Source organism: Micromonospora sp. MH99 (assembly GCF_021442385.1).
In the GTDB taxonomy this organism is placed as follows: Bacteria; Actinomycetota; Actinomycetes; order Mycobacteriales; family Micromonosporaceae; genus Micromonospora.
Genome location: NZ_MUZA01000078.1, coordinates 1 through 25,314, shown reverse-complemented (window position 1 = coordinate 25,314; position 25,314 = coordinate 1). Strand labels below are relative to the sequence as shown.

23 protein-coding genes and 1 pseudogene are annotated in these 25,314 nt (G+C 72.7%); 10 read left to right on the top strand and 14 right to left on the bottom strand.

Annotation, left to right across the window (positions count from 1 at the left end; genetic code table 11):
• Positions 1–911, top strand: a 911-nt coding sequence (locus B0E54_RS28025; protein WP_234589298.1) for an alpha/beta hydrolase, incomplete at its 5' end; no start/stop codon positions are given.
• A gap of 102 nt (positions 912–1,013) precedes the next feature.
• Here the strand turns inward: B0E54_RS28025 and glmS are convergent.
• Entirely contained in the window at positions 1,014–2,927 is a 1,914-nt protein-coding gene (glmS, locus tag B0E54_RS28020; protein WP_234589296.1) for a glutamine--fructose-6-phosphate transaminase (isomerizing), read from the bottom strand.
• A 367-nt stretch (positions 2,928–3,294) separates the two neighbouring features.
• Here glmS and B0E54_RS28015 point away from each other — a divergent pair, with 367 nt between their 5' ends.
• Both B0E54_RS28015 and B0E54_RS28010 read left to right on the top strand, forming a co-directional pair.
• Positions 3,295–4,128 carry an MmpS family transport accessory protein gene (locus B0E54_RS28015; protein ID WP_234589295.1) on the top strand — a complete coding sequence of 278 codons (834 nt, stop codon included), beginning with the start codon at positions 3,295–3,297 and terminating at the stop codon, positions 4,126–4,128.
• A 40-nt stretch (positions 4,129–4,168) separates the two neighbouring features.
• Complete coding sequence (locus tag B0E54_RS28010) at positions 4,169–5,365, top strand: pyridoxal phosphate-dependent aminotransferase (RefSeq protein ID WP_308195417.1); 1,197 nt, start codon at positions 4,169–4,171, stop codon at positions 5,363–5,365.
• A gap of 146 nt (positions 5,366–5,511) precedes the next feature.
• Here the strand turns inward: B0E54_RS28010 and B0E54_RS28005 are convergent, their stop codons facing one another.
• Together B0E54_RS28005 and B0E54_RS28000 are read right to left on the bottom strand one after the other, a co-directional pair.
• Positions 5,512–7,104, bottom strand: a complete 1,593-nt coding sequence (locus B0E54_RS28005; RefSeq protein WP_234589294.1) for an MFS transporter — start codon at positions 7,102–7,104, stop codon at positions 5,512–5,514.
• 129 nt (positions 7,105–7,233) lie between these two features.
• Positions 7,234–8,247: an NAD(P)/FAD-dependent oxidoreductase gene (locus B0E54_RS28000; protein ID WP_234589293.1), complete on the bottom strand. Its 1,014-nt coding sequence runs from the start codon at positions 8,245–8,247 to the stop codon at positions 7,234–7,236.
• Between the two features lie 96 nt (positions 8,248–8,343).
• Between B0E54_RS28000 and B0E54_RS27995 the strand changes: the two genes are divergently transcribed.
• Both B0E54_RS27995 and B0E54_RS27990 read left to right on the top strand, forming a co-directional pair.
• The gene (locus tag B0E54_RS27995; protein ID WP_234589292.1) at positions 8,344–8,934 is read left to right on the top strand and encodes an XRE family transcriptional regulator; all 591 of its coding nucleotides are present in this window, start codon (positions 8,344–8,346) and stop codon (positions 8,932–8,934) included.
• Between the two features lie 126 nt (positions 8,935–9,060).
• Positions 9,061–9,933: a trans-aconitate 2-methyltransferase gene (locus tag B0E54_RS27990; protein WP_234589291.1), complete on the top strand. Its 873-nt coding sequence runs from the start codon at positions 9,061–9,063 to the stop codon at positions 9,931–9,933.
• Positions 9,934–9,985: 52 nt separating this feature from the next.
• Here the strand turns inward: B0E54_RS27990 and glmM are convergent, their stop codons facing one another.
• The 7 genes from glmM to B0E54_RS27955 all read right to left on the bottom strand — a co-directional run bounded on the left by glmM (position 9,986) and on the right by B0E54_RS27955 (position 15,445).
• Positions 9,986–11,344, bottom strand: a complete 1,359-nt coding sequence (gene glmM / locus B0E54_RS27985; protein ID WP_234589290.1) for a phosphoglucosamine mutase — start codon at positions 11,342–11,344, stop codon at positions 9,986–9,988.
• A 117-nt stretch (positions 11,345–11,461) separates the two neighbouring features.
• Positions 11,462–11,938 carry a 30S ribosomal protein S9 gene (gene rpsI, locus B0E54_RS27980; protein ID WP_234589289.1) on the bottom strand — a complete coding sequence of 159 codons (477 nt, stop codon included), beginning with the start codon at positions 11,936–11,938 and terminating at the stop codon, positions 11,462–11,464.
• 20 nt (positions 11,939–11,958) lie between these two features.
• Entirely contained in the window at positions 11,959–12,402 is a 444-nt protein-coding gene (rplM, locus tag B0E54_RS27975; RefSeq protein ID WP_007465158.1) for a 50S ribosomal protein L13, read from the bottom strand.
• Between the two features lie 209 nt (positions 12,403–12,611).
• Positions 12,612–13,994: a NarK/NasA family nitrate transporter gene (locus B0E54_RS27970; RefSeq protein WP_234589288.1), complete on the bottom strand. Its 1,383-nt coding sequence runs from the start codon at positions 13,992–13,994 to the stop codon at positions 12,612–12,614.
• A gap of 131 nt (positions 13,995–14,125) precedes the next feature.
• On the bottom strand, positions 14,126–14,419 hold the full coding sequence (locus B0E54_RS27965; protein WP_234589287.1) for a hypothetical protein: 294 nt from the start codon (positions 14,417–14,419) through the stop codon (positions 14,126–14,128).
• Positions 14,409–14,696 (bottom strand): DUF6364 family protein, encoded by a 288-nt coding sequence (locus tag B0E54_RS27960; RefSeq protein WP_234589286.1) that lies wholly within the window; start codon positions 14,694–14,696, stop codon positions 14,409–14,411. The genes B0E54_RS27965 and B0E54_RS27960 overlap by 11 nt, the downstream gene beginning before the upstream one ends.
• Before the next feature lie 53 nt (positions 14,697–14,749).
• The gene (locus tag B0E54_RS27955; RefSeq protein WP_234589285.1) at positions 14,750–15,445 is read right to left on the bottom strand and encodes a class I SAM-dependent methyltransferase; all 696 of its coding nucleotides are present in this window, start codon (positions 15,443–15,445) and stop codon (positions 14,750–14,752) included.
• 236 nt (positions 15,446–15,681) lie between these two features.
• Between B0E54_RS27955 and B0E54_RS27950 the strand changes: the two genes are divergently transcribed.
• The 5 genes from B0E54_RS27950 to B0E54_RS27930 are packed head-to-tail and all read left to right on the top strand — an operon-like array spanning position 15,682 to position 23,201.
• Entirely contained in the window at positions 15,682–17,802 is a 2,121-nt protein-coding gene (locus B0E54_RS27950; RefSeq protein WP_234589284.1) for a molybdopterin oxidoreductase family protein, read from the top strand.
• The gene (locus B0E54_RS27945) at positions 17,799–19,238 is read left to right on the top strand and encodes an FAD-dependent oxidoreductase (RefSeq protein ID WP_234589283.1); all 1,440 of its coding nucleotides are present in this window, start codon (positions 17,799–17,801) and stop codon (positions 19,236–19,238) included. The genes B0E54_RS27950 and B0E54_RS27945 overlap by 4 nt, the downstream gene beginning before the upstream one ends.
• A complete protein-coding gene (gene nirB / locus B0E54_RS27940) occupies positions 19,235–21,769 on the top strand; it encodes a nitrite reductase large subunit NirB (protein ID WP_234589282.1) in 2,535 nt (844 codons plus the stop codon). Before B0E54_RS27945 ends, nirB begins: the two co-directional genes overlap by 4 nt.
• On the top strand, positions 21,766–22,113 hold the full coding sequence (gene nirD, locus B0E54_RS27935) for a nitrite reductase small subunit NirD (protein ID WP_234589281.1): 348 nt from the start codon (positions 21,766–21,768) through the stop codon (positions 22,111–22,113). Before nirB ends, nirD begins: the two co-directional genes overlap by 4 nt.
• Complete coding sequence (locus B0E54_RS27930) at positions 22,113–23,201, top strand: uroporphyrinogen-III synthase (protein WP_234589280.1); 1,089 nt, start codon at positions 22,113–22,115, stop codon at positions 23,199–23,201. Before nirD ends, B0E54_RS27930 begins: the two co-directional genes overlap by 1 nt.
• Before the next feature lie 43 nt (positions 23,202–23,244).
• On the opposite strand, the gene B0E54_RS27925 is transcribed toward B0E54_RS27930, so the two are convergent.
• The 4 genes and pseudogenes from B0E54_RS27925 to B0E54_RS27910 form a co-directional block, all read right to left on the bottom strand.
• Positions 23,245–23,868, bottom strand: coding sequence for an ATP/GTP-binding protein (locus B0E54_RS27925; protein WP_234589279.1), 624 nt, complete (start codon positions 23,866–23,868; stop codon positions 23,245–23,247).
• Positions 23,849–24,214, bottom strand: coding sequence for a DUF742 domain-containing protein (locus tag B0E54_RS27920; RefSeq protein ID WP_007465174.1), 366 nt, complete (start codon positions 24,212–24,214; stop codon positions 23,849–23,851). The genes B0E54_RS27925 and B0E54_RS27920 overlap by 20 nt, the downstream gene beginning before the upstream one ends.
• An 89-nt stretch (positions 24,215–24,303) precedes the next feature.
• Positions 24,304–24,711: a roadblock/LC7 domain-containing protein gene (locus B0E54_RS27915; RefSeq protein WP_007465177.1), complete on the bottom strand. Its 408-nt coding sequence runs from the start codon at positions 24,709–24,711 to the stop codon at positions 24,304–24,306.
• Positions 24,708–25,314 (bottom strand): annotated as a pseudogene (locus B0E54_RS27910) (ATPase); the annotation flags it as partial. The gene B0E54_RS27915 and the pseudogene B0E54_RS27910, both read right to left, overlap by 4 nt.

Sequence of the window (25,314 nt, the reverse complement as noted above, 5' to 3'; positions counted from 1 at the left end):
TGCTCCTCGGCGCGCGACGCGCGGAGTTGCTGGCCGAACGTCGACGGCTGCTGGCCCGGGTGCCGCCGGGGCCGCTCGCCTCGCTGCGGCTGCGCGGGGTGGCGGCGCGGCTGGCCGGCCTGGACGCGCTGACCGAGCGCCTGGCGACCGGGGAGCCGCGGGCGTACCTGCTGGGGCTAGACCCGGCCGGTGAGGGTCGGGTGGTGGTGGCGCTCGGCGACCCGGACCATGCCCACCGGGTGCTGACGTACGTGCCGGGAATGACCGCCGGCCTGGACGACGCCCCCGGCGAGCTGGGGCGAGCGGCCCGGGTGCTGGAGCGCTGCGCGACGCTCGCGCCGGGTGAACGCAGCGCGGCGGTGCTGTGGCTGGACTACGACGCACCGGACTTCCTGACCGAGGCGGCGTCGGCCGACCAGGCCCGGGACGCCGGCGGGGCGCTGCACCGCTTCCAGGAGGGGTTGCGCGCCACCCACGAGGGGCCGCCGGCGCGGCAGACAGTGCTCGGGCACAGCTACGGGTCGCTGGTGGTGGGCATCGCCGCCCGGGAGCACGGGTTGGCGGCCGACGCGTTGATGTTCGTCGGCTCACCGGGGGTCGGTGCGGAGCACGCGGTCGAGCTTGGCGTCCCGGCCGCCGAGGTGTGGGCCAGCAGCGCTCCGGACGACGTGATCCGCCTGGCCCGGCCGGTGGACGAGCTGGGCCGCCGGGCCCTGCTGAGCGCCGCTCCGCTCGCGGCCGTGCCGGGGTGGCCGGATCGGACGGGCCACGAGCTGTGGTTCGGTCACGACCCGGCGGACTCCGGGTTCGGCGGCCGGGTGTTCCCGAGCGGTCGTGGCGGGCACACCGGCTATTGGGAGCCGGGCAACCCGGCGCTCGACGGGATGGCCCGTGTGGTGCTGGGCCGCTGACGACGCGCCGTCGACGCTCGGCCGCGCCGGCTCGGCACCGCGCACACGACGGGGCCCCGGGCACCGGGTGCGGTGCGCCGGGGCCCCGGACGTGGGCGGCGACTACTCGACGGTTACCGACTTGGCCAGGTTGCGGGGCTGGTCCACGTCGTGCCCCCGGGCGGCGGCGATCTCGGCGGCGAGCACCTGCAGCGGCACCGTGGTGACCAGGGGGGCCAGCAGGGTCGGCGTACGCGGCACGTAGATCAGGTGGTCGGCGTACCGGACGACTGCCTCGTCGCCCTCCTCGGCGATCACGATGGTCCGCGCGCCACGAGCCCGGACCTCCTGGATGTTGGAGACGACCTTGTCGTGCAGCATGCCGCGGCCCACCGGCGACGGCACCACGCAGATCACCGGGGTGCCCTTGTCGATCAGGGCGATCGGGCCGTGCTTCAGCTCACCGGCGGCGAAGCCCTCGGCGTGCATGTACGCCAGTTCCTTCAGCTTCAGCGCGCCCTCCAGGGCCACCGGGTAGCCGACGTGCCGGCCGATGAACAGCACTGTCGGCTCGGACTTCAGGTCCCGGGCCAGCTCGCGGACTCCCTCGATGCGGTCCAGCAGCTCACGCAGCTTGCCCGGGATCTCCTGGAGCTGGGCCACGACCGCGCCGACCTCGTCGGCGAACTTGATCCCGCGTACCTGCGCCAGGTGCAGGCCGATCAGGTAGCAGGCGACGACCTGGGTGAGGAACGCCTTGGTGGACGCGACGGCGATCTCCGGCCCGCCGTGGGTGTAGAGCACGGCGTCGGACTCGCGGGGGATGGTCGAGCCGTTGGTGTTGCAGATCGCCAGCACCCGGGCCTTCTGCTCCTTGGCGTGGCGCAGCGCCATCAGCGTGTCCATCGTCTCGCCGGACTGCGAGATCACCACGATCAGCGTGGACCTGTCGAGCACCGGGTCGCGGTAGCGGAACTCGCTGGCCAGCTCCACCTCGCAGGGGATCCGCGTCCAGTGCTCGATGGCGTACTTGGCGACCATGCCGGCGTGGTACGCGGTGCCGCAGGCCACGATGAAGATCTTGTCGACGTCGCGCAGATCCTGGTCGCTGAGGCGGACCTCGTCGAGGGCGATCTCACCGGTCTCGGTGAGCCGGCCGAGCAGCGTGTCGGCGATGGCCTGCGGCTGCTCCTCGATCTCCTTGAGCATGAACCAGTCGTAGCCACCCTTCTCGGCGGCCGACGAGTCCCAGTCGATGTGGAAGTCCTTGCCGCTGGCGGGCTGACCGTCGAAGTCGGTGATCTCGATGCTGTCGCCGGTGATCAGGACGATCTGGTCCTGACCCAGCTCCACGGCCTCGCGGGTGTGCTCGATGAACGCGGCCACGTCGCTGGCCAGGTAGTTCTCCCCCTCGCCACGGCCGACGACCAGCGGCGAGTTGCGCCGGGCGCCGACGACCGCGCCGGGCACCCCGGCGTCGACCGCGAGCAGGGTGAACGCGCCCTCCAGCCGCTGGCACACGACGCGCATGCCGGCGGCGAGCAGCTGCGGACCGTCCGGCTGGCCGGCGGCGCGCAGGTCGGCGAGCGCGGCGGAGAGCAGGTGCGCGGCGCACTCGGTGTCGGTGTCGCTGGTGAACTGGACGCCATCGGCCTCCAGCTCGGCGCGGAGCTTGGCGAAGTTCTCGATGATGCCGTTGTGGATCACCGCGACGCGACCGTCGGGGGCCAGGTGCGGGTGCGCGTTGCGGTCGGTCGGGCCGCCGTGGGTGGCCCACCGGGTGTGCCCGATGCCGGTGGTGCCGTCACCGATGCCGATGGGGCTGGCCGCGCAGGAGGTCGGGTCGTCGGCGGCGCGCTCGGAGAGCACCTTCTCCAGGTTGGAGAGCTTGCCGGCCTTCTTCTCGGTCAGCAGTTGGCCGTCGCAGACGATCGCCACGCCCGCCGAGTCGTAGCCCCGGTATTCCAGCCGCCGCAGCCCGTCGAGCACGATGCCCAGTGCCGGGCGCGCGCCCGCGTATCCCACGATTCCACACATGGCCCGCAGCCTAACCCAGTTTCGCTCAGTGTGGGTGCTCGAAAGTCGGCTAAACAAGCACCGAATTTGAGCGATCGGCGGCTGGCGGACAGTAATGGGACGAGTGTCACGGGACCGGTCGCGGTGCCACCGACCCGACGGGGTTGCGGACGGCCAGCGGGTACGACAGTCTTCCGGCGGGCTCGGCGCGCGCTCCCCCGGCCCGTTGGCCCCATACCCACTCCCGCCCGGAGCAGCCATGTCCGACGCGCCGCCGCCCGAGGCGTCCCCGACGCCACCCCCGGAACCAACCCCTACGCCGCCGGATCCGACCGCGGGACAGCCGCCGACGCCGCCGTCCGAATGGGCCGCGCCGGGCTCCTTCCCGATGCCCGATCCACTGGCTCCGGGCCAGCCCTGGGCGCCGCCGGCGCCGTGGACACCCGCATCGCCCTCGGCGCCGTGGACGCCCGATCCCGCCGGAACCGCGTGGACGCCCACCGCGGCGGCCCCCTGGCCACCACCCCCGTCACCGGAGGCCACGCCGGCCGGCTATCCGCAGCCCGGCTATCCGCAGCCGGGTTACCCGCCGCCGGGCTATCTCTACCCCGGCTATCCGCAGCCGGGCTACCCACCGCCGGGCTATCTCTACCCGGGCTATCCGCCGCCCGGCCGGCCCTCCGGCGGCAACGGTCGGGTGGTCGGGATCGTCGCCGCTGTCGTCGCGGCGCTCGTCCTCGGCGCCTGCGGCTGCTTCTGCGTGGGCGGGCCCCTGCTCGGCCAACTGCTTCCGGACACGGTGGCCGAGGACCCGTACGACACCGGCCCCTTCGACGACGACGGCTGGCCGCCGAGCGCCGCGCCGGAGCCCACCGCGCTCACCGATCCCGAGACCACCACCGCGACGCCCACCAAGAAACCGATCACGCGCCCCACGTCGGGGCCCGCGCCGGTGACAGTGGTCTACCAGGTGTCCGGCGCGGGTGAGGCGGACATCGCCTACTACGACGCCGAGAGTGACCTCATCCACGTCGACAGCGCGAAGCTGCCCTGGCGTACGACAATCCGCACCAACGGCCAGAGCCGGATCATGGTGGAGGCGACCTGGCCCGACGGCGTGGCCGAGAAGCCCCTCGACTGCACGATCACGATCACCGGCGTCGGAAAGCCGGTGATCGACAAGAGCCAGGGGTACTGGATGACCCGCTGCGAGCCCGAGTGAGGCTGGGGTTGCGCCGCCGGGTGCCCGTAGGCTGGCGCAGGTGACGACGAGCACCGATGTCGACCCGCTGGTGGCCCGGATGCGGCCCTTCGGCACGACGATCTTCGCCGAGATGTCCGCCCTCGCCGTCCGGACCGGGGCGGTCAACCTGGGCCAGGGCTTCCCGGACACGGACGGCCCGCCGGAGATGCTCGCCGCCGCCGCCGAGGCGCTGCGCGGCGGGCACAACCAGTACCCGCCCGGCCCGGGGATACCTACCCTGCGCGCGGCCGTCGCGGCCCATCAGCGGCGGTTCCACGACCTGTCGTACGACCCGGACGGCGAGATCGTGATCACGGCGGGCGCGACGGAGGCGGTGGCGGCCAGCATCCTCGCGCTGTGCGAGCCGGGCGACGAGGTGGTCTGCTTCGAGCCGTACTACGACTCGTACGCCGCCTCGATCGCGCTTGCCGGCGCGGTCCGGCGGCCGGTCACGCTGCGTCCCGCCGCGGACGGCCGGTACGCGTTCGACCCGGCGGCGCTGCGGGCGGCGTTCGGGCCGCGCACCCGGCTGGTGCTGCTCAACTCACCGCACAATCCGACGGGCAAGGTGTTCACGCCGGCCGAGCTGGCGCTGGTGGCCGAGCTGTGCCAGGAGTACGGCGCGTACGCGGTCACCGACGAGGTCTACGAGCACCTGGTGTTCACGGACGCGTCCGGTCCACACGTGCCGCTGGCCGCGTTGCCCGGGATGTGGGAGCGGACGCTGCGCATCTCGTCGGCCGGCAAGACGTTCTCCTGCACGGGCTGGAAGGTCGGCTGGGTGAGCGGCCCGGCGGCGCTGGTCTCGGCGGTGCTGCGCGTGAAGCAGTTCCTCACCTACGTCAACGCCGCCCCGCTGCAACCTGCGGTCGCCGTGGCGCTGGCCCTGCCCGACGACTACTACACGGGTTTCCGCGACGGGCTCCAGCAACGTCGCGACCAGCTCGTGGGCGGCCTCACCGACGCCGGGTTCGAGGTGCTGACGTCGGAGGCGACGTATTTCGTCACCGCCGACATCACGCCGCTCGGCGGCTCCGACGGGGTCGAGTTCTGCCGGTCGCTGCCGGAGCGCTGCGGCGTGGTGGCCGTGCCGACCCAGGTCTTCTACGACGATGCCGAGGCCGGCCGACGACTGGTCCGGTTCGCGTTCTGCAAGCGCCCGGAGGTGCTGACCGAGGCGGTCACCCGGTTGCGCGCCCTGGCTCCGGCGCGCTGACCCGGCACGGGCGGTGTGGAGCTGAGCTGGTGTCGTAAACAGTTCAGCTGCACAGAACCCGTCGTGACCGCCCGCCACCGGTGACGCAGCCCGCCAGGCCGTGTCTCCAAAGGTGCACAGCCGTTGCACGCCCGGCTCATGCGTGGTCAGGGGACGGCGACGGCCTCGGTGGCTGCTGCCTCGTCCCTGACGGCGGGGACCGTGTTCTTCGGGCCGCGGAGGGCGATGTAGAGGAAGAGTGCCCCCATGACGGCGACGCCTGCCCACATGGCCTGCTGCCAGCCGTCGACGAAGGACTCCTGGGCGGCGTCAAGCAGTTCCTGCGCGTGGGTGCCCGTGCCGCCCGCCGCCGCAACGGCGTTGGCGATGCCCTCGCGGGCGGTGTCCGCGGCCCCCTGGGGGATGCCGTGGAGCCTGTCGTCGATGGTGCTGCGATAGCCGGCGGACACGAGCGCTCCGAGCAGGGCGACGCCGAGCGCGGTGCCGAACTCGCGGGTGACGTCGTTGAGCGCGGAGGCAACGCCCTGTTTTTCCCGCGACAGGGAGCCGGTGATGACCTCGGTGGATGGGGTCATCGACAGGCCCATGCCGAGGCCCATGGCGAGCAGACCGGGCAGGATGGACAGGTATCCGCCGTCGACGGAGACGAACAGGGCCATGAGCGCCAAGGCGACGCCGGCCAGCGCAATGCCGGTGGCCATCGTCGGGCGAGCGCCGATTCGTGCGGTGAGCCTGGGGGCCAGGCCGGAGGCAATCATCATCATGACGGCCATCGGCATCAGCGCGGCCGTGGAGAGCAGGCCCGACCAGCCGAGCACGGCCTGGAAGAACGGGAAGAGGACCACCCCGATGCCCGCCTGGACACCGAAGACCACCAGCAGCGTGACGGAGCCGCCGGCCAGGCCGCGCTCACGGAACAGTCGCACGTCCAGCAGCGAGGCGTCGCGGCGGTGCAACTCCCAGGCCACGAAGCCGACGGTGGCGATGAGGCCGACGGCGAGGCTGGTCAGGGTGGCGGGAGCGGTCCAGCCGCGGTCAGGGCCTTCCTGCAGAACGAAGATGAGGCCGACCACGGCGACGGTGGAGACCAGCGCGCCGACGGTGTCGAAGCGATGGGCCGACTTCTCGCGGGAGTTGGGGACCGACTTCAGCGTCATGACCAGGGCCACGAGGACCAGAGCCACCGGCAGGGCGAACAGCCAGCGCCAGTCGGCGACGTCGACGAGGAGGGCGGAGAGGAACATGCCCAGGATGCCACCACCCCCGGCGACGCCGGTCCACACGCCGATCGCCTTGCCACGCTGGTCCTCGGGGAAGGTGGAGGTGATGACGGCGAGGGTGATCGGCATGATCATTGCTGCGCCGACACCGCTGGCCACACGCGCGGCGAGCATGACCTCCGCCGTCGGGGCCAGGCCCGCCACGACGTGCGCGGCACCGAAGACACCGAGCCCGGCGATCAGCATGGACTTACGGCCCAGGCGGTCACCGATCGCACCGAGCGGCAACAGGAGCGCGGCCAGGGCGAGGGTGTAGATGTTGATGATCCACAGGATCGTGCTCTGCGAGGCGCCGAACTCCACGGCCATGTGGGTCTGCGCGACGTTCAGCCCGGACACCGACGCGATGACGGCCATGAGCGCGATGGAAACGGCGATCAGGATGATGCGCAGCTGACGTTCATCGGGCACACCTGCGCCGCCGGCTTCGGCGGCTGGTGCGAGCTGGTTCGTACTCATGGTTGCCTCTCAAGAAGGACATGCTGAATGAGCGCCGGAGCAGGGGCCCGGTCGCCGAGTCATGGGGTGGGTCCGACCACCGCCCGCATCGCCGAGTGCGGTCGCGTGGTGGCCAGGGTCGCGGTGATATCAGGGTGTGGGGGACCGCTCCTGGGCTGCCGTGAGGGCCGCGTCGGTGTCCGCGGTGGCCAGCAGGGCGTTGATGTGGGAGCCGGCCAGGGCGCCTGCCGCTGCGGAGGCGCCGACCTGGGCGCTCGGGTCGGTGGCATTGCCGGCCACCCACACACCCGGCACCTCAGTGGTGCCGGCCATGCCGGAGGCGAAGCGTCGGCCCATGTTGTCGGGCAGGTCCGCCGTCGGGAGCTTGAGACCCTCCAGGCCCTCGGTACGGGCCTGCATCTGCGTGGCGACCGCGAGCACACGGCGGGCCACGACCTGGCCGTCGGTCAGGCGCACCCCGGCGAGGGTGCCGTCCTCATTTTTGGTGACTTCCCGGACCGGGGTGTCGACGATACGGATGCCGCGGGCGGCGAAGCGCGCGCGGGTGTTCTCATCCAGGTCAGTGCCTTGGGGGAAGTAGGTCAGGTCCTCGGTCAGCTGTCGGAAGAGAAGTGCGTGGTGGACCGAGGCGGGACCGGTGGCGAGGATGCCGATGGGCTCATCGCGCACCTCCCAGCCATGGCAGTACGGGCAATGCACCACGCCGTGTCCCCAGTGCTCGGCGAGCCCGGGAACCTCGGGCAGCACATCCCGCAGACCGGTTGCCACCAGCACGCGGCGCGCGGTTACGCTCCGACCGTCGGCCAGGGTAACGGTGAAGCGCAGATCCCCGTCAGCCGCCGGGGCGACGGGCTCGGTCGAGGTCACGTCGCCGAGGACGATACGGCCGCCGTACTGGCGCACCTGCTCCCGGCCTCGCCGATAGATCTCCGATGGCGGAATGCCGTCCAGAACGATGAAGCCGTGCATGGCCTCGGCCGGTACGTTGCGCGGAGTGCCGCTGTCGATCACGAGGACCGAGCGGCGGGAGCGGGCGAGCATCAGCGCGCCGTTCAGCCCCGCGGCGCCACCGCCGATCACCACCGCGTCGACGGTCCCGCTAGGCAGTGCGTCACTCGCGTATGAAGAGGTCGTCACAGCCATGTCCTCCTGTCCTTGGCCTGTGCGTGGTCCCAGACGGTGCGGACCATCTACCCCGACGCTAACCCCACCTTGCATCGGAGGCATACCATGTTGCCTATGACGCAAGAAGATGGCGAGCTGGACAGCCTCGTACGCAAACGCCTCCGCGCCCTGCGGGTGGCGCAGGGCTGGTCTCTGGAGGAACTGGCCACCCGCGCCCATCTCAGCCAGTCCTCGTTGAGCCGCATCGAGAACGGCCAGCGCCGCCTCGCACTGGATCAGCTGGTCACTCTCGCCCGCGCCCTGGACACCACGCTGGATCAGCTCGTGGAGACCGCCACTGACGACGTCGTCACCAGCCCGATGATCGAGGGCACCCACGGCGGGTTGCGCTGGCTCGTGAAGGGAGACCCCGGCATGAGCGTGGTGCGCCAGCGCATGACCGAACCACCGCCCGAGAACCCGGCGCGCATGCGTGCCCATTCGGGGCGCGAATGGCTTGTCGTCCTGTCCGGCACCGCCATCCTCATGCTCGGCAACCGCCGCTTCCGCCTCGAGACCAACCAGGCCGCCGAGTTCCCCACGATGATGCCGCACGCGATCGGCACTGCGGGTGGACCCTGCGACATCCTGGGCATCTTCGACCGCGACGCCCGCCGCAGCCACCAGCGCGACGACAGCGGCGACGGGCAGGGCAGTCCCGACTGATGACGCGGGACGCGCCACGCTCCCGAAGTGGTCACCTCTTGCGCGTCAGGCAGCAGACCTGACGATCTTCTTGCGCAAACAGGAAGGCGACGTGCCGCAGACGCATAATCGCCCTAGTGTGAAGGCATGACCCACGCGCACGGGCACACCTCCCATCACGGCACTCCGCACCGACACCAGCAGAAACACGGAACCGACGGCCAGGCGGAGGTCCTCGACCTGGACGCCGAGGTCCTCGCCGAGCACATATCCTCGATCACCGCATGGCTGCCACTGGAGACAAACCCACGGCAGATTGTGGATCTGGGCTGCGGCACGGGCGCGGGCACCGTCGCCCTCCTCGACCGCTTCCCCGACTCGCACGTCACCGCCGTCGACGCGTCCGCCGAACACCTTCAGCGCCTGCGCACAAAGGCGTGCGCCCGCGGCGTGGAGGAACGCGTGAGCAGGGTGCAGGCCAACCTCGATGACGCTGTCTGGCCCGATCTCGGCCTACCGGACCTGGTGTGGGCGTCGGCATCGTTGCACCACATGGCCCACCCCGCTCGCGTACTGCGCGCCGTGCACGATCTGCTCACTCCCGGCGGCCTGTTCGCCGTCGTCGAACTGGCCGGCTTCCCCCGGTTCCTTCCGGAAAGCGCCCCCGAGAACCGACCCGGCCTGGAAGAGCGTTGCCACGCCGCGACCGACCGCCTCACTGCCGAGCACATGCCCCACCGTGGCGCCGACTGGGGCCCGATGCTGACCGCCGCCGGATTCACGATCGAGGGCGAACGCGCCATCGCCGTGAACATCGAGGGCTCCCGCAGCGAAGCGATCGGCCGCTACGCCCTCGGTGGTCTGCAGGGCATCCGCGGCGCTGTCGCCGACACGCTCGCCCCCGAGGATCTCACCGCCCTCGATCAGCTCCTCGACACCAGCAGCCCGCACAGCATCCTGCGCCGCGACGACCTGACGATGCGAACCGAGCGCACCGTCTGGGCCGCCCGCCGCGCCTGATGCCGAACACCACCCGTCACCCCAGGTTGACCAACGTCCCTGGACAGCACACCTAGGACGTGGCGGGGCTGGCGGTGCGGACCTGCTCGGCAATCCGCTCGGCGACGGACCGGGCGGTCGCCTCGGTGGCCGCCTCGACCATCACCCGGACCAGGGGCTCGGTGCCCGACGGGCGCAGCAGCACCCGGCCGGTCTCGCCCAGCTCCGCCTCGGCCCGCTCGACCTCGGCGCGGACGGCCGGCGCGTTCGCCCCGACGGTACGGTCGCCGACCGGCACGTTGATCAGCACCTGCGGCAGCTTGGTGACCACCGAGGCCAGCTCGGCGAGGGTCTTGCCGGTCGCGGCCATCCGGGCCATCAGGTGCAGGCCGGTGAGGACCCCGTCGCCGGTGGTGGCGTGCGCGGGCATGACGATGTGGCCGCTCTGCTCGCCGCCGAGCGCCAACTCCGAGGCGCGCAGCTCCTCCAGCACGTACCGGTCACCGACCTTGGTCTCGATCAGCCGGATGCCCTGCGCGGACATCGCCAGCCGCAGGCCGAGGTTGCTCATCACGGTGGCCACCAGGGTGTCCTGGGTGAGCGTGCCGGCGTCGCGCATGGCCAGCGCGAGGATCGCCATCACCTGGTCGCCGTCGACCTCGTCGCCGTCGGCGGTGACCGCCAGGCAGCGGTCGGCGTCACCGTCGTGGGCGATGCCCAGGTGGGCGCCGTGCTCGACGACGGCCTCGCGCAGCGCCTCGATGTGGTTGGAGCCGCACTCGTCGTTGATGTTCAGCCCGTCGGGCTCGGCGTGGATCGCGATGACCTCGGCCCCGGCCTCCCGGTACGCGACGGGGGCGACCTCGGCGGCGGCGCCGTTGGCGCAGTCGACGACGACCTTGATCCCTTCGAGCCGGTGCGGCACGGTGCCGACGAGGTGCTGGACGTAATGGTCCGCCCCGTCGAGCAGGTCGTGCACCCGGCCGACGCCGGCGCCGACCGGCCGGTCCCAGGCGGTGGTGGCGTTCGTCTCGACGGCCGCCTCGATCCGCATCTCGATCTCGTCGGGCAGCTTGTGGCCGCCGGCGGCGAAGAGCTTGATGCCGTTGTCCGGCATGGGGTTGTGCGACGCGGAGAGCATCACCCCGAGGTCGGCCTTCGACTCGGCGGTGAGGAACGCCACGGCGGGGGTGGGGAGCACGCCGACGCGGACTACGTTGGCCCCCGCGCTGGTGAGCCCGGCCACGACGGCGGCCTCCAGCATCTCGCCGCTGGCCCGGGTGTCCCGGCCGACCACGGCGAGCGGCGGGTGGCTGCGGTCCGTCTCGGCGAGTGTGTGCGCGGCGGCCACGGCGAGTGCGAGCGCCAATTCGGGCGTGAGATCCGCGTTCGCCCGCCCGCGTACGCCGTCCGTGCCGAACAACCGACCCATACCCGCCAACCTCCGATGAGCACTACCGAGAAGGAGAAAGCGGAACGGCCGGTCCGCCTCCCCGGTCGAGGGGAGGCGGACCGGCCGTCCGTCAGAAGTACAACGCGCTGGGAAAGATCAGCGCTTCGAGTACTGGGGAGCCTTACGGGCCTTCTTGAGGCCGTACTTCTTGCTCTCCTTGACCCGGGCGTCCCGGGTGAGGAAGCCGGCCTTCTTGAGGGCCGGGCGGTCGTCCGGCTCGTTGATGATCAGCGCGCGGGCGATGCCCAGCCGGAGAGCACCGGCCTGGCCGGTGGTGCCGCCGCCACGCAGGTTGGCGATGACGTCGAACTGCTCGAGCTTCTCGGCGGTGACCAGCGGGTCCTTGATGAGCTGCTGGTGCACCTTGCTCGGGAAGTAGGCCTCGAGGTCCTGGCCGTTGCAGGTGATCTTGCCGGTGCCCGGGACGATACGGACCCGGACGATGGCCTCCTTGCGGCGGCCCACGGTCTGGATCGGCCGGTCACCACGAGGCGCGCGGGCGACGGGCGCCGGCGCCTCGGTGGCCTCAGGGGCTTCCGGGGCAACCTCGGTCTCGGTGGTGATGTCGGTCATGCTGCTTCCTTCGCCCGCGCTCACTGCGCGATCTGCTTAATCTCGAACGGCACCGGCTGCTGCGCGAGGTGCGGGTGCTCGGCACCGGCGTAGACCTTCAGCTTCTTGATCAGCTGACGGCCGAGCTTGTTGTGCGGGAGCATCCCCTTCACGGCCAGCTCGATGGCCCGCTCGGGACGCTTGGTCAGCAGCTCGTCGTAGCCGACCTGCTTCAGACCACCCGGGTAACCCGAGTGGCGGTAAGCGACCTTGGTCTGGCGCTTGTTGCCGGTCAGCGCAACCTTGCCCGCGTTCACGATGACGACGAAGTCGCCCGTGTCGACGTGCGGCGCGAAAGTCGGCTTGTGCTTACCACGCAGCAACGTGGCGGCGTGGGTGGCCAGGCGGCCCAGCACGACATCAGAGGCGTCGATGACGTGCCACTGACGCTCGATCTCACCCGGCTTCGGGCTGTACGTACGCACAGGTCTACCTTGTCTCGTCGTCGGTCTGGGGTCGCGCGCCGAGGTGACCAGATCTAGCAGGCCGGACCAGCGCGCACGAACGACCAAGCGTACCTGATAGGGCACGCCTCTGGATGTCGTACAACAGCAGGCAACGATACCCGGCGCCCCATCGGCAGGTCAAAACGGGGGTGGGATGCCGCGCGGCGACGCGCCGACCATGACCCGGATCACACTCCGGCGAGCCGGTGAGACACCGGACGCCGGTAGACGAACCAGGTCACCGCGAAGCACAGCGCGTACCAGCCGATGAACGCCAGGTAGGCGGCATCGGCGTTGCCGGAGCCGAGGAACGACTGGCGGAAGGCGATGTTGACCAGCACTCCGCCGGAGGCGCCGATCGCCCCGGCGATGCCGATCAACGCGCCGGTCATCCGCCGGGCCCACCGCGCGGCGGCCTCCGGGTCACGCATGCCGGCGGCCACGGCGTCGGCCGCCCGGGCCCGGAAGATCGCCGGGATCATCTTGTACGTGGAGCCGTTGCCGACGCCCGAGAAGACGAAGAGGGCGAGGAACCCGGTCAGGTAGAGCCCGAACGAGCGCTCCCGGGCCGCGTACAGCACCGTGCCGGCGCCGATCGCCATCGCCACGAAGTTCCAGAAGGTCACCCGGGCCCCGCCGAGCCGGTCGGCGAGATGGCCGCCCAGCGGCCGGATCAGCGAGCCCACCAGCGGCCCCAGGAAGGTCAGCCAGGCGGCGTCGACGGGTGTGGGGAACCGCTCGGCGAACTGGAGCTGGAGCACCTGGCCGAACGCGAAGCCGAACCCGATGAACGAGCCGAAGGTGCCGATGTAGAGCAGCGACATGACCCAGGTGTGCGGGTCCCGGGCAGCCTCGCGCAGCGCCCCGGGCTCGTTGCGCGCGCCGGGCACGGTGTCCAGCCAGCGGGCCGCCGCCAGCGCGGCCAGCACGATCAGCGGCAGGTAGACCGCGGGCACCAGCCGGGGGTACGCGGCCCCGGCGGTGGCCAGGACCGCCAGCCCCACCAGCTGCACCGCGGGCACCCCGAGATTGCCGCCACCGGCGTTGAGCCCGAGAGCCCGCCCCTTGAGCCGGGACGGGTAGAACAGGTTGATGTTCGCCATCGAGGAGGCGAAGTTGCCGCCGCCGACGCCGGTGAGGCAGGCGAGCACCATCAGCGTGGAGTAGGACACCCCCGGTTCCAGCAGCACAGTCATCGGCACCGTCGGGACCAGCAGCAGCAGCGCGCTGATCGTCGTCCAGCGTCGCCCGCCGAAGCGGGCCACCGCCAGGGTGTACGGCAGCCGCAGTACCGCCCCCAGCGCGGCCGGCACGGCGGTGAGCAGGAACTTCCCGGCCGGGTCGATGCCGTACGCGGGGCCGAGGAAGAGCACGGTCACCGACCAGAGGCTCCACACGGAGAAGCCCACGTGCTCGGCGAAGATCGACACCCAGAGGTTGCGGCGGGCGATGGGTGCGCCTGTCGTACGCCAGAAGTCGGGGTCCTCGGGTCGCCAGTCGTCCAGCGGGCGCCGACGCCCGGCGACGGCAGGTGGCTCGGCGGTGACTGCGGTGCTGGTGAGCGTGCTCACGGCGGCTCCTCCTCGTCGATGCGACGAGGAGGAACGCTAGGAAGGCGGGGTTACCTGGCAGTGCCCGTCCCGGGTCGGCCCGGATACGCCTACCGCACCACGGGCCGGCGGCGGTGGTGAGGTCCGGTGGCTCAGAGCTGCTGGAGGATGCGCAGGGCGCGGCCGACCCGGAGCATGGTGTCGGTGTCGGCGACGTCCACGCAGTCGGTGAACCACTTCTTCATCGGTGCGGAGATCCGGTCGGGCATCACCACGTACCGGCCCATCGGCACGGCGAGGGGCGAGTCGCGCAGCAGCGACTCCTCGACCACCTCGACGACGATCACGATGGGCACGTCGGTGGAGTTGTAGACGTCCGAGCTGATCACGAGCCCGAGGCGTTCCCGGGCGCCCTCGATGCGCCAGACCTCACCCCTACGCAGCACTTGGCCGTCCGCCGGAGAAGAGGTCGTTGACCATGCCGACCTCGCGGGCGTCGGCGAGGGCGGCGGACTCCAGGTCGAGGCCGGCACGGCCCACGGCGGCGGCGTGCGCGGTGAAGACCTCCCGCAGTGCCTTCTCGCGGGCGGCCTGGTCCATCCACGCCGAGAGGGACAGCCCTTCGCGCTTGGCGAAGCGTCGGGCCTCCTCGATCGTCTCGTCCGTGAACGACAGCGTCACCTTGGCAGTCATGCCGCTGAGACTACCCAGCGGTATGACCATCAGTCATCCACGCGCCGGCCGGCTCGTCCCCGGCCGCCGAAACGCACATACCGTCACCGGGCCCGGCCGCCGAACACGGCGAAGCGCCACTCCTTGACGTAGCAGTCGACGTCCACCAGGCCGGCCTCGCCGAGCCACCGGCACTGGTCGGCGACTGTCGCCGGCAGGTCGTGCCGCATCCGCTCCCGGGAGGCCGCGATCTCGTCGGGGGACGCGCCCAGCTCGGTGATCCGCGCCAGCCACACCTCGTCGTAGCGCCGGTCCAGAGCCGGCGTCGGACCGGCCACCTGCTCGGCGTTGACGAACACCCCGCCCGGCGCCAGCGCGGCGGCGGCCCGCCGGTAGAGCGCCCGCTTGCCGTCGTCGTCCAGGTGGTGGATCGCCAGCGCGCTGACCACCGCGTCGTACCGCCCGGGCGGCAGCTCGTCGGACAGGTCGGCCCGCACGCTCCGGTGCGGCACGCCCCGGTCGCGCAACTGTTCGGTGGCGCGGGCGAGCATGGCCGGCGCACCGTCCACCAGGGTCAGCCGGACCCCGGGCACCGCCGCGGCGAGCAGCAGCGAGAGCAGGCCGGTGCCCGCCCCCAGATCCAACACCTCAGGCGTACGACCGGCGGCCAGCGCGGCGCGCAGTGGTGGCGCCGCCACCTCGACCGCTGTTCCGTAGAAGGTGTCGAAGCAGGGAATCAGCCGCCGACGCGCCTCGTCGTAGGTGCCGGCCACCGCGTCGAAGACGTCCGTCACGCTCATCGCCACTCCCATTTAGTGAGACAACTTTCCCACATACTAAGCGACGGGCATGAGGTCGGCACAGCACCGACCGCTGGATGGGACGCGGGCGGCGCTCGCCACGGGCGGCGGACGGCAGGTCCGCGGACCGACCCACCCGTCACGTCCGCTGCCCCTGTGCGGTGTGAGCCCCACTTGACAGGACCGAAACAGAAGAGACCCGGACCGGAAACCGCCCGCCGGCACGCTTTCGGGACATGACAGACGGTGCACGGCCGGCAACTCGACCGGGGCGAACCCCCCGGGAGGTGGCGACGCACTGCCCGTACTGCGCCCTCCAGTGCGGGATGACGCTGCGCGAGGACGACACCGGCGTGAGCGTGCTCCCCCGCCAGTTCCCCACCAACCGGGGCGGGCTCTGCCAGAAGGGCTGGACGTCCGCCGAGCTGCTCGACCACCCGGACCGGCTGACCACCCCGCTGCTGCGCGACCCGGTCAGCGGCGAGCTGCGCCCGGCGACCTGGGACGCCGCACTGGACCGGATCGCCACCAGCCTGCGCGCCATCCAGAGCAGCTCCGGTCGGGACGCGGTCGCCGTCTTCGGCGGCGGCGGGCTGACCAACGAGAAGGCGTACGCGCTGGGGAAGTTCGCCCGGGTCGCGCTACGCACCCGCAACATCGACTACAACGGACGGTTCTGCATGTCCTCGGCGGCCGCCGCCGGCCTGCGCGCCTTCGGTGTCGACCGAGGGCTGCCGTTTCCGCTGGCCGACCTCGGCCGGGCCGACACCCTGCTGCTGGTCGGCGCCAACCCTGCCGAGACCATGCCGCCGCTGGTGCGCTGGCTCACCGAGCAGCGCCGGGGTGGCGGCCAGCTCATCGTCGTCGACCCCCGCGTCACCGCCACCGCCCGCCAGGCCGACCTGCACCTGCAACCGCTGCCCGGCACCGACCTCGCCGTGGCCAACGCGTTGCTGCACATCGCGCTCACCGAAGGGTGGGTCGACCAGGCGTACGTGGCCGAGCGGACCAGCGGCTTCGACGCGGTCCGCCGCAGCGTCGCCGCGTGGTGGCCGGCCCGCGCCGAGCAGCTCTCCGGCGTGCCGGTGGCCGACCTGGAGGCGACCGCCCGAGCGCTGGGCACCGGCGGCCGCGTGATCATCCTGACCGCGCGCGGCGCCGAGCAGCACGCCAAGGGCGTCGACACCGTCACCGCGTACGTCAATCTCGCTCTCGCTCTGGGCCTGCCCGGCCGCGAGGGCTCGGGGTACGGCTGCCTCACCGGCCAGGGCAACGGTCAGGGCGGGCGGGAGCACGGGCAGAAGGCCGACCAGCTCCCCGGCTACCGCAGGATCGACGACCCGGCGGCCCGGGAACACGTCGCCGGTGTCTGGGGTGTGCCGGCCGACGACCTGCCCGGCCCGGGCGTGCCGGCCTACCAACTGCTCGACTCGCTCGGCACCCCTGACGGCCCCCGCGCGTTGCTGGTGTTCGGCTCGAACCCGGTGGTCTCCGCTCCCCGGGCGGCCCGGATCGAGGGCCGGCTGCGCGACCTCGACCTGCTGGTCGTCGCCGACCTGCTGCTCTCCGAGACGGCGGCGCTGGCCGACGTGGTGCTGCCCACCGCGCAGTGGGCCGAGGAGGACGGCACGATGACCAATCTGGAGGGTCGCGTGCTGCGCCGACGGGCCCTGCGCCCGCCTCCGCCGGGCGTCCGGACCGACCTGGCCATCCTCGCCGACCTGGCGGCGAGGTTGGGCGACGCCGAGACGGCTGCGGCGCGGTTCCCGACCGACCCGGCCACCGTGTTCGCCGAGCTGCGCCGGGCCTCCGCCGGAGGGGTCGCCGACTACGCGGGCATCGACTGGGCCCGGATCGACGACGCCGACGGTGTCTTCTGGCCCTGCCCCAGCGCGGACGGACCGGACACGCCACGGCTCTTCGCCGACCGGTTCGGCACCCCGGACGGGCGGGCCCGGTTCCACGCCGTGGACCACCGGCCGGCGGCCGAGGAGGTCTGCGCCACCTATCCCCTGCACTTCACCACCGGCCGGGTGCTCGCCCAGTACCAGTCCGGCACCCAGACCCGCCGGGTGGCCGCGCTGCGCCGCGCTGCGCCCGAGGCGTTCGTCGAGCTGCACCCCGACCTGGCGGCCCGGCTGGGCATCGACGACGGCGACCCGGTGCGGGTCACCTCCCGCCGGGGCGAGCTGCGCGCGCCGGCCCGCCTCAGCTCGGGCATCCGACCGGACACGGTCTTCGCACCGTTCCACTGGTCCGGCGCCGGCCGGGCCAACTCGGTGACCAACGACGCGGTGGACCCGATCTCCGGGATGCCCGAGTTCAAGATCTGCGCGGTCCGGGTGGAGAAGGCATGACGGCCCGGGTGGTGATCGTCGGCAACGGGATGGCCGGTGCCCGGCTCGCGGCCGAACTGCACGCCCGCGAGGGAGACCGGAAGGTCACCGTGCTCGGGGCGGAGCCGCACCGCGCGTACAACCGGATCATGCTCTCCACGCTGCTGACCGGCCGGATCGCCGAACCGGACGTGGAGCTGACCGAGGCCGCCGGGCACGGCATCGATCTGCGCCCCGGCGTACCGGTGACCGCTGTGGACCGGTCCGCCCGCGAGGTCCGCACCGGCGACGGCGAACGGATCTCCTACGACCACCTGGTGCTGGCCACCGGCGCGCGGGCGGTGGTGCCGCCGCTGCCCGGCCTCGACCCGACCGACCTGCCGCAGCGGGTCGTTCCCTTCCGGACCCTTGACGACTGCCGCCGGATCCTCGCCGTCGCCGACGGGGCCCGCAGCGCGATAGTGCTCGGCGGTGGGCTGCTCGGCCTGGAGGCCGCCCGCGGCCTGGCCACCCGCGGGCTCGCCACCACTGTCGTGCACCACACCGGGCACCTCATGGAGCGGCAGCTCGACCCCGCGGCCGGCGCGGTGCTCGCCGGCACGCTCGCCGGGCTCGGCGTCACCATCCAGCTCGCGGTCCCGGCGACCGGAGTCGTCGCCGACGACACCGGCGTGCGCCTCGACCTGGCCGACGGGCGGTCGCTGCACGCCGACCTGCTGGTGCTCTCCTGCGGCGTACGCCCCGACACCGCCCTCGCGACGGCCGCCGGGCTGACCGTGCGGCGCGGCGTGGTGGTCGACGACCGGCTGCGCACCAGCGACCGGAACATCTCGGCGATCGGCGACTGCGCCGAGCACGACGGCGCGCTCACCGGACTCGTCGCACCCGCCTGGGCCCAGGCCCGGGTGCTCGCCGACGTGCTGACCGGCACCGACCCGCTGGCCCGCTACCGACCTCGACCCGTGGTGACCCGGCTCAAGGCGGCCGGGATCGACCTGGCCGCGATGGGCGACGCCGCCGGCGGCGGGCCGGGCGAGGAGCTGACCTTCGCCGACCCCGCCCGGGGCACGTACGCCCGCCTGCGGATCCGCGACGAACGGCTGGTCGGCGCGATCCTGCTCGGCGACAACCCGGCGATCGGCACGGTGATCCAGCTCTTCGACCGGGGTCACCCGGTGCCGGCCGACCGGCGGGCCCTGCTCCTGGGCCGGGCGCTCGGCGGGGCCGGCGCGGCGCCGAGCGCGTCACCGGCGCTGATGCCGGACGCGGCAGTCGTCTGCCAGTGCAACACGGTGACCAAGGGAGCGCTGGTGCGGTGCTGGCGCTCCGGTGCACGAACGCTCGACGCGGTGGTGGCGGGGACCCGGGCCGGCACCGGATGCGGCGGATGCCGGGATGCGGTCGGCGGCATCGTCGACTGGCTGTCCGAAGCGGAATCGGTGGAGGTGACGCGATGAGCGGTCAGGACCTGGTCGTCATCGGCAACGGCATGGTGGGGCAGCGCTTCGTCGACGCGCTGCGCGCCCGCGACCCGCAGGGCCGCTGGCGGGTGACAGTGCTGGCCGAGGAGGGGCGTCCCGCGTACGACCGGGTGCGGCTCTCGGCGTACTTCGACGGGGTGAGCGAGGACGAGCTCAACGTGCACACCCCGCACGACGGCGTGCGGCTGCGCCTCGGTGAGCCGGCCACCGCCATCGACCGCGCCCGGCGGGTGGTGACCACCGCCGTCGGCGAGTACGGCTACGACGCGCTGGTGCTGGCCACCGGTTCGTACCCCTTCGTGCCGCCGGTGCCCGGCGCCGACCTGCCCGGCGTGTTCGTCTACCGGACCCTGGACGACCTGGCGGCGATCCGGGCGTACGCGCGGGGACGGCGGGTCGGCGCGGTGATCGGCGGCGGGTTGCTCGGGCTGGAGGCGGCGAACGCGCTGCGCCTGCTCGGCCTGAGCACCGACGTGGTCGAGTTCGCGCCCCGGCTGATGCCGGTGCAGGTGGACCAGGCCGGCGGCGCGATGCTGCGCCGCTACGTGGAGGAGCTGGGTGTGCGTACCCACCTCGGGGTGGCCACCACCGCGATCCGCGCCGGCGCCGACGGCGCAGTCGACGCCCTGGAGCTGTCCGACGGCCGCGTGGTCGACGCCGAGCTGGTCGTGGTGGCCGCCGGCATCCGGCCCCGCGACGAGTTGGCGCGGGCCGCCGGCCTGCCGCTGGGTCCGCGCGGCGGGGTGCTGGTCGACGAGACCTGCCGCAGCGCCGACGTGCACGTCTGGGCCGTCGGCGAGTGCGCGGCTGTCGACGGCACCTGCCACGGCCTGGTCGCCCCCGGGTACGCGACGGCCGAGGTGGTGGCCGACCGGCTGGTCGGCGGCGCGGCGACCTTCCCGGGCGCGGACACCGCCACCAAGCTGAAACTGCTCGGTGTCGACGTGGCGTCGTTCGGCGACGCGCACGGCACCACCGAGGGCTGCCTGGATGTCACGTTCACCGACCCGGCCACCCGGGTCTACGCGAAGCTGGTCCTCTCCGACGACGCGCAGACCCTGCTCGGCGGGGTGCTGGTGGGCGACGCCAGCGCGTACCCGACATTGCGGGCCAGTGTGGGCGGTCCGCTGCCGGCCGCGCCGCTGGCGCTGCTCGCGCCGGACGGCGGCGGCGCGGACGCCGGGGCACTGCCGGCCACCGCGCAGGTCTGCTCCTGCAACGCGGTGACCCGCGGCGACGTGGACGACGCCATCGCGGGCGGCTGCGCGGACGTGCCGGCGTTGAAGGCGTGCACGCGGGCGGGCACGAGCTGCGGCTCGTGCGTCCCGATGCTCAAGCAGCTCCTGGACGCGGCCGGGGTCGCGCAGTCCAGTGCGCTCTGCGAGCACTTCGACGTCAGCCGGCGGGAGCTGTTCGAGATCGTCCGCGTGCGCGGGATCCGCACGTTCTCCCGGCTGGTCGCCGAGCACGGGCGGGGGCGCGGCTGCGACATCTGCAAGCCGGTGGTGGCGTCGATCCTCGCCTCGCTGGGCAGCGGGCACGTGCTCGACGGTGAGCAGGCGTCGTTGCAGGACACCAACGACCACTTCCTGGCCAACCTGCAACGCGACGGCAGCTACTCGGTGGTGCCCCGGATCCCCGGTGGCGAGATCACCCCGGAGAAGCTGATCGTCATCGGCGAGGTCGCCCGCGACTTCCAGCTCTACACCAAGATCACCGGCGGGCAGCGGATCGACCTGTTCGGGGCCCGGGTGGAGCAGCTGCCGCAGATCTGGCGACGCCTGGTGGACGCCGGCTTCGAGTCCGGCCACGCGTACGGCAAGGCGCTGCGCACGGTGAAGTCCTGCGTCGGCGAGACCTGGTGCCGGTACGGGGTGCAGGACTCGGTGGGGCTGGCCGTGGCGCTGGAGCTGCGCTACCGCGGGCTGCGCGCGCCGCACAAGCTCAAGTCGGCGGTCTCCGGCTGTGCCCGGGAGTGCGCCGAGGCCCGCAGCAAGGACTTCGGCATCATCGCCACCGAGACCGGCTGGAACCTCTACGTCGGCGGCAACGGCGGCTTCCGGCCCCGCCACGCCGACCTGTTCGCCACTGATCTGTCGACCGAAGCACTGATTCGACTGATCGACAGATTCTTGATGTATTACATCCGCACCGCCGACCGGCTGCAACGCACGGCCGGGTGGATCGAGGCCATGGACGGCGGCCTGGACCACCTGCGCGCGGTGATCGTGGACGACTCGCTGGGGCTCTGCGCCGACCTGGACGCGGCGATGGCCCGGCACGTGGCGTCGTACTCCGACGAGTGGCGCGACGTGCTGGACGACCCGGAGCGGCTGCGCCGCTACACCTCCTTCGTCAACGCCCCCGACGTGCCCGACCCGTCGATCACCTTTGCCGTGGAACGCGGCCAGCCGGTGCCGGCACGCGCCCTGACGACCACCCGACCCGAGCCGGCCGACACCCGCCGGCAGCCCGTCTCACTCGGCCTTCCGGAGGTACGGCGATGAGCCACACGATCACGCTCGACTGGACCGCTGTCTGCCCCCTCGACCGGCTGGAACCGAACCGGGGTGCCGCCGCCCTGGTCGACGGCGTGCAGGTCGCCCTCTTCCACACCGTGGACGGGCTGTTCGCGATCGACAACCGCGACCCGGTCTCCGGGGCGTACGTGCTGTCGCGGGGCATCGTGGGCAGCCGCGGCGGAGTGCCGACGGTCGCCTCCCCACTGCACAAGCAGGTGTACGACCTGCGCACCGGGGAGTGCCTGGACCTGCCCGGGATGGCCGTGGCCCGGCACGACACGCGCTGCCACGACGGGATCGTCGAAGTGCGGTTGCGACGGGAGGGCTGATGCGGGAAGAACTGGCCGGCTTCACCATCGGGGTGACCGCCGACCGGCGGCGCGACGAGTTGGCCGCGCTGCTCGAACGCCGGGGCGCCCGCGTGGTGCTCGCCCCGGCGCTGCGGATCGTGCCGCTGTCCGACGACACGGAACTGCGCGAGGCGACCCGCGCCTGCCTGGACCAGCCACCCGACATCCTGATGGCCAACACCGGCATCGGGATGCGCGGGTGGCTGGAGGCGGCCGAGGGCTGGGGGCTGGCCGAACCACTGCGTTCGGTGCTCGCCAGCTCGTACGTCGTCGCCCGGGGCCCGAAGGCACGCGGCGCGATCCGTGCGGCCGGGCTGCACGACCAGTGGTCACCGGCGTCGGAGAGCTGCGACGAGGTGGTCGATCACCTGCGCCGCCGTGGCGTGGCCGGGCAGGTGATCGCCATGCAGCTGCACGGTGAGCGGCAGCCCGAGTGCACGCTCGCGCTGGAGGCGGCCGGCGCCACGGTGATCGAGGTGCCGGTCTACCGCTGGGCGCCGCCGACCGACCCGGCGCCGCTGCACCGGTTGATCGACCTGATCGCCGGCAGGCTGGTGGACGCGGTGACGTTCACCTCGGCACCGGCGGCCGAGGCGCTGTTGCGGGCCGCCGGGGACCGTACCGACGCGGTGGTGTCCGCGTTCCGCAGCGACGTGCTGGCCAGCTGCGTCGGAGCGGTGACCGCCGAGCCGCTGCTGCGGCACGGGGTGCCGGTGAGCGCGCCCGGGCGGGCCCGGCTGGGCGCGTTGGTGCGGACCATCGTCGACGAGCTGCCCCGCCGGACCGTGACGTTCAAGGCCGCCGGGCACCTGCTCACCCTGCGCGGACACGCGGCGGTGATCGACGGCGAGCTGCGCCCGCTCGCCCCCGCCCCGATGGCGGTGCTGCGGGCGCTGGCCCAGGCCCCCGGCCGGGTGCTGTCGCGCACGGCGCTGCTGCGGACCCTCCCCCGGGGCGCCGACGAGCACGCGGTGGAAATGGCGGTGGCCCGCCTGCGGGCCGGCCTACGCGCGCCGCGCGTGGTGCAGACCGTGGTCAAGCGCGGCTACCGGCTCCGGGTCGACTGACGCGTCGCGGCCGGCCCTGGTGTGCCGGCCACGACGCGGCGGTTCAGCCGACCGGCGTGGGGAAGCCCCTACCGTGCTCGGCCTGGAGCCGGAGCATGGCGTGCTCGACCACCGTCACCAGCACCTGCTTGACCGAATCCCGGTGCCGGGCGTCGGTCATCACCAGCGGCACCTGCGGCGAGATGGCCAGCGCCTCGCGGATCTCCTCCAACTCGTACTGGGGAGCGCCGTCGAAGTTGTTGAGCGCCACCACGTACGGCAGGTTGCGGTTCTCGAAGTAGTCCAGCGGGGCGAACGCGTCGGTGATCCGGCGGGTGTCCACCAGGACGGCGGCACCCACCGCACCTCGGATGATCTCGTCCCACATGAACCAGAAACGGGTCTGACCCGGTGTACCGAACAGGTACAGGATCAGGTCCTGGGCCATGGTGATCCGGCCGAAGTCCATGGCGACCGTGGTGGTCTCCTTGCCCGGCACCTTGGACGGATCGTCGATACCGACACCCGCGGCGGTCATCACCGCCTCGGTCGTCAGCGGCGTGATCTCGGAGATCGAGCCGACCAGGGTCGTCTTACCGACGCCGAAGCCGCCCGCGACGACGATCTTCGCGGAGACGATTCCCCGGCTCGGCCGCCCCCCAGCGGGGTCATAGCCTGCGAAGTCCACTTAGCACCCTTCCAAGCAGTTCCATCCGCTCCTCGAACCCCTCGGCGGGAGCAGCAGTGTGTAACGTCAGCAGGCTCTCGGCCACCATGTCGGCGACCAGCACCCGGGCGACGCCCAGCGGCATCCGGGTGTACGCGGCGATCTCCGCCAGCGACTGTGCACGGCCCTCGCAGACCGTGGCGATGCGGTGCTTGTCGTGCCCCGCGAAACGGGACTCGGCAACCTGGGTGGGAGAGGCAGTGAGGACCGCCTCCAGGGCGATGTCCTGCCGGGGCTCGGTACGACCACGGGTGACCGCGTACGGACGCACCAGAGCGCCGCGCGGGTCAGCGCGCCGTTGGTCCATCCACGATCACCTCCTCGTCCCCAGCGGAGCCGGCCCACACCGCCTCCCATCCCTGTTCCGGCGCGCGGTCCGCGCCGGGTCTTCCGGCGCTACGAACGCACCGCGTCCCTCGGCAGCGGCACCAGCGCGGCGCCGACCCGCTCCACCAGCAGTGCCATCTCGTAGCCCACCTGGCCCACGTCGCAGCTCCGCGCGGCCAGCACGGCCATCGACGAGCCGTCGCTGATCGACATGAGGAAGAGGTAACCGCTGTCCATCTCGATGACTGTCTGCAACACCCCGCCCGCGCTGAACATCCGGGCCGCGCCCTCGGTCAGGCTCACCACACCGGAGGTGATCGCGGCGAGCTGGTCCGCCCGGTCCCCGGGCAGGTCCCGGGAGGACGCGAGCAGCAGCCCGTCGGCGGACACCGCCACCACGTGGGCGATACCCGCCACGCTGTCGGCGAAGTTGGTGAGCAGCCAACCCATGTCCTGCATGGCAGCTGGCCTGTTCATCGGCTCTCCTTGGTCGAGGTGCTGTTCAGGTCCGTGCCGGCCGTCCGACCACGCTGCACTCCGCGGTGGTAGGCCGACAACAGGCCGCGTACTTCATCGGGGGTCCGCCGGCTGCGGTCCCGGCCACCCTTCGGTTCGATGCCACCCGGCACGAGCTGCGCCTGCGGCACCCGCTTGGGCAGACCCGAGCGGGTGGTGCCGGCGGCGGCCGGCTCGGCGGCCCGGCTGGCCAGCGACCAGCCCTCGTCGGCCGCCGTCCGCCAGGCGTCCGGGTCCGTGGCCGGCGGGGGCGTGTTCGGCGTGGCAGCGGGGGCCGGGGCCGCTGCCGGCGCCGTCCGGGCGGCCGGCGGCGGGGTGTACGACGGCGGCGGTTTCGGCGCCGAGGCCCCACGACCGCCGGTGCTCGCACCGCCACGACCGGTGCTCGCACCACCGAATCCGTCCATGCTCCCCACGCTCTGCGCCCCCGGCCCCCCGGAGCGCCCGGGGGTGCGGGTGGGCAGCGCGGGGGGGGCGGGCGCGGCCGCGGGGGCCGAGGGGGTGGCCGCTTGACCGCCGTTGGCCGCCCGCGGGCCGGCGTCGGCGGGCGCGGGCGGGGTGTCG

Bases quoted from the DNA above. Each gene is read 5' to 3' on its own strand.
- glmS (WP_234589296.1), bottom strand. From the start codon at position 2,927: ATGTGTGGAATCGTGGGATACGCGGGCGCGCGCCCGGCACTGGGCATC.
- B0E54_RS28015 (WP_234589295.1), top strand. From the start codon at position 3,295: ATGCCCGATCCACTGGCTCCGGGCCAGCCCTGGGCGCCGCCGGCGCCG.
- B0E54_RS28005 (WP_234589294.1), bottom strand. From the start codon at position 7,104: ATGAGTACGAACCAGCTCGCACCAGCCGCCGAAGCCGGCGGCGCAGGT.
- B0E54_RS28000 (WP_234589293.1), bottom strand. From the start codon at position 8,247: ATGGCTGTGACGACCTCTTCATACGCGAGTGACGCACTGCCTAGCGGG.
- B0E54_RS27995 (WP_234589292.1), top strand. From the start codon at position 8,344: ATGACGCAAGAAGATGGCGAGCTGGACAGCCTCGTACGCAAACGCCTC.
- B0E54_RS27990 (WP_234589291.1), top strand. From the start codon at position 9,061: ATGACCCACGCGCACGGGCACACCTCCCATCACGGCACTCCGCACCGA.
- glmM (WP_234589290.1), bottom strand. From the start codon at position 11,344: ATGGGTCGGTTGTTCGGCACGGACGGCGTACGCGGGCGGGCGAACGCG.
- rpsI (WP_234589289.1), bottom strand. From the start codon at position 11,938: ATGACCGACATCACCACCGAGACCGAGGTTGCCCCGGAAGCCCCTGAG.
- B0E54_RS27960 (WP_234589286.1), bottom strand. From the start codon at position 14,696: ATGGTCATACCGCTGGGTAGTCTCAGCGGCATGACTGCCAAGGTGACG.
- B0E54_RS27955 (WP_234589285.1), bottom strand. From the start codon at position 15,445: ATGAGCGTGACGGACGTCTTCGACGCGGTGGCCGGCACCTACGACGAG.
- B0E54_RS27950 (WP_234589284.1), top strand. From the start codon at position 15,682: ATGACAGACGGTGCACGGCCGGCAACTCGACCGGGGCGAACCCCCCGG.
- B0E54_RS27945 (WP_234589283.1), top strand. From the start codon at position 17,799: ATGACGGCCCGGGTGGTGATCGTCGGCAACGGGATGGCCGGTGCCCGG.
- nirB (WP_234589282.1), top strand. From the start codon at position 19,235: ATGAGCGGTCAGGACCTGGTCGTCATCGGCAACGGCATGGTGGGGCAG.
- nirD (WP_234589281.1), top strand. From the start codon at position 21,766: ATGAGCCACACGATCACGCTCGACTGGACCGCTGTCTGCCCCCTCGAC.
- B0E54_RS27930 (WP_234589280.1), top strand. From the start codon at position 22,113: ATGCGGGAAGAACTGGCCGGCTTCACCATCGGGGTGACCGCCGACCGG.
- B0E54_RS27920 (WP_007465174.1), bottom strand. From the start codon at position 24,214: ATGGACCAACGGCGCGCTGACCCGCGCGGCGCTCTGGTGCGTCCGTAC.
- B0E54_RS27915 (WP_007465177.1), bottom strand. From the start codon at position 24,711: ATGAACAGGCCAGCTGCCATGCAGGACATGGGTTGGCTGCTCACCAAC.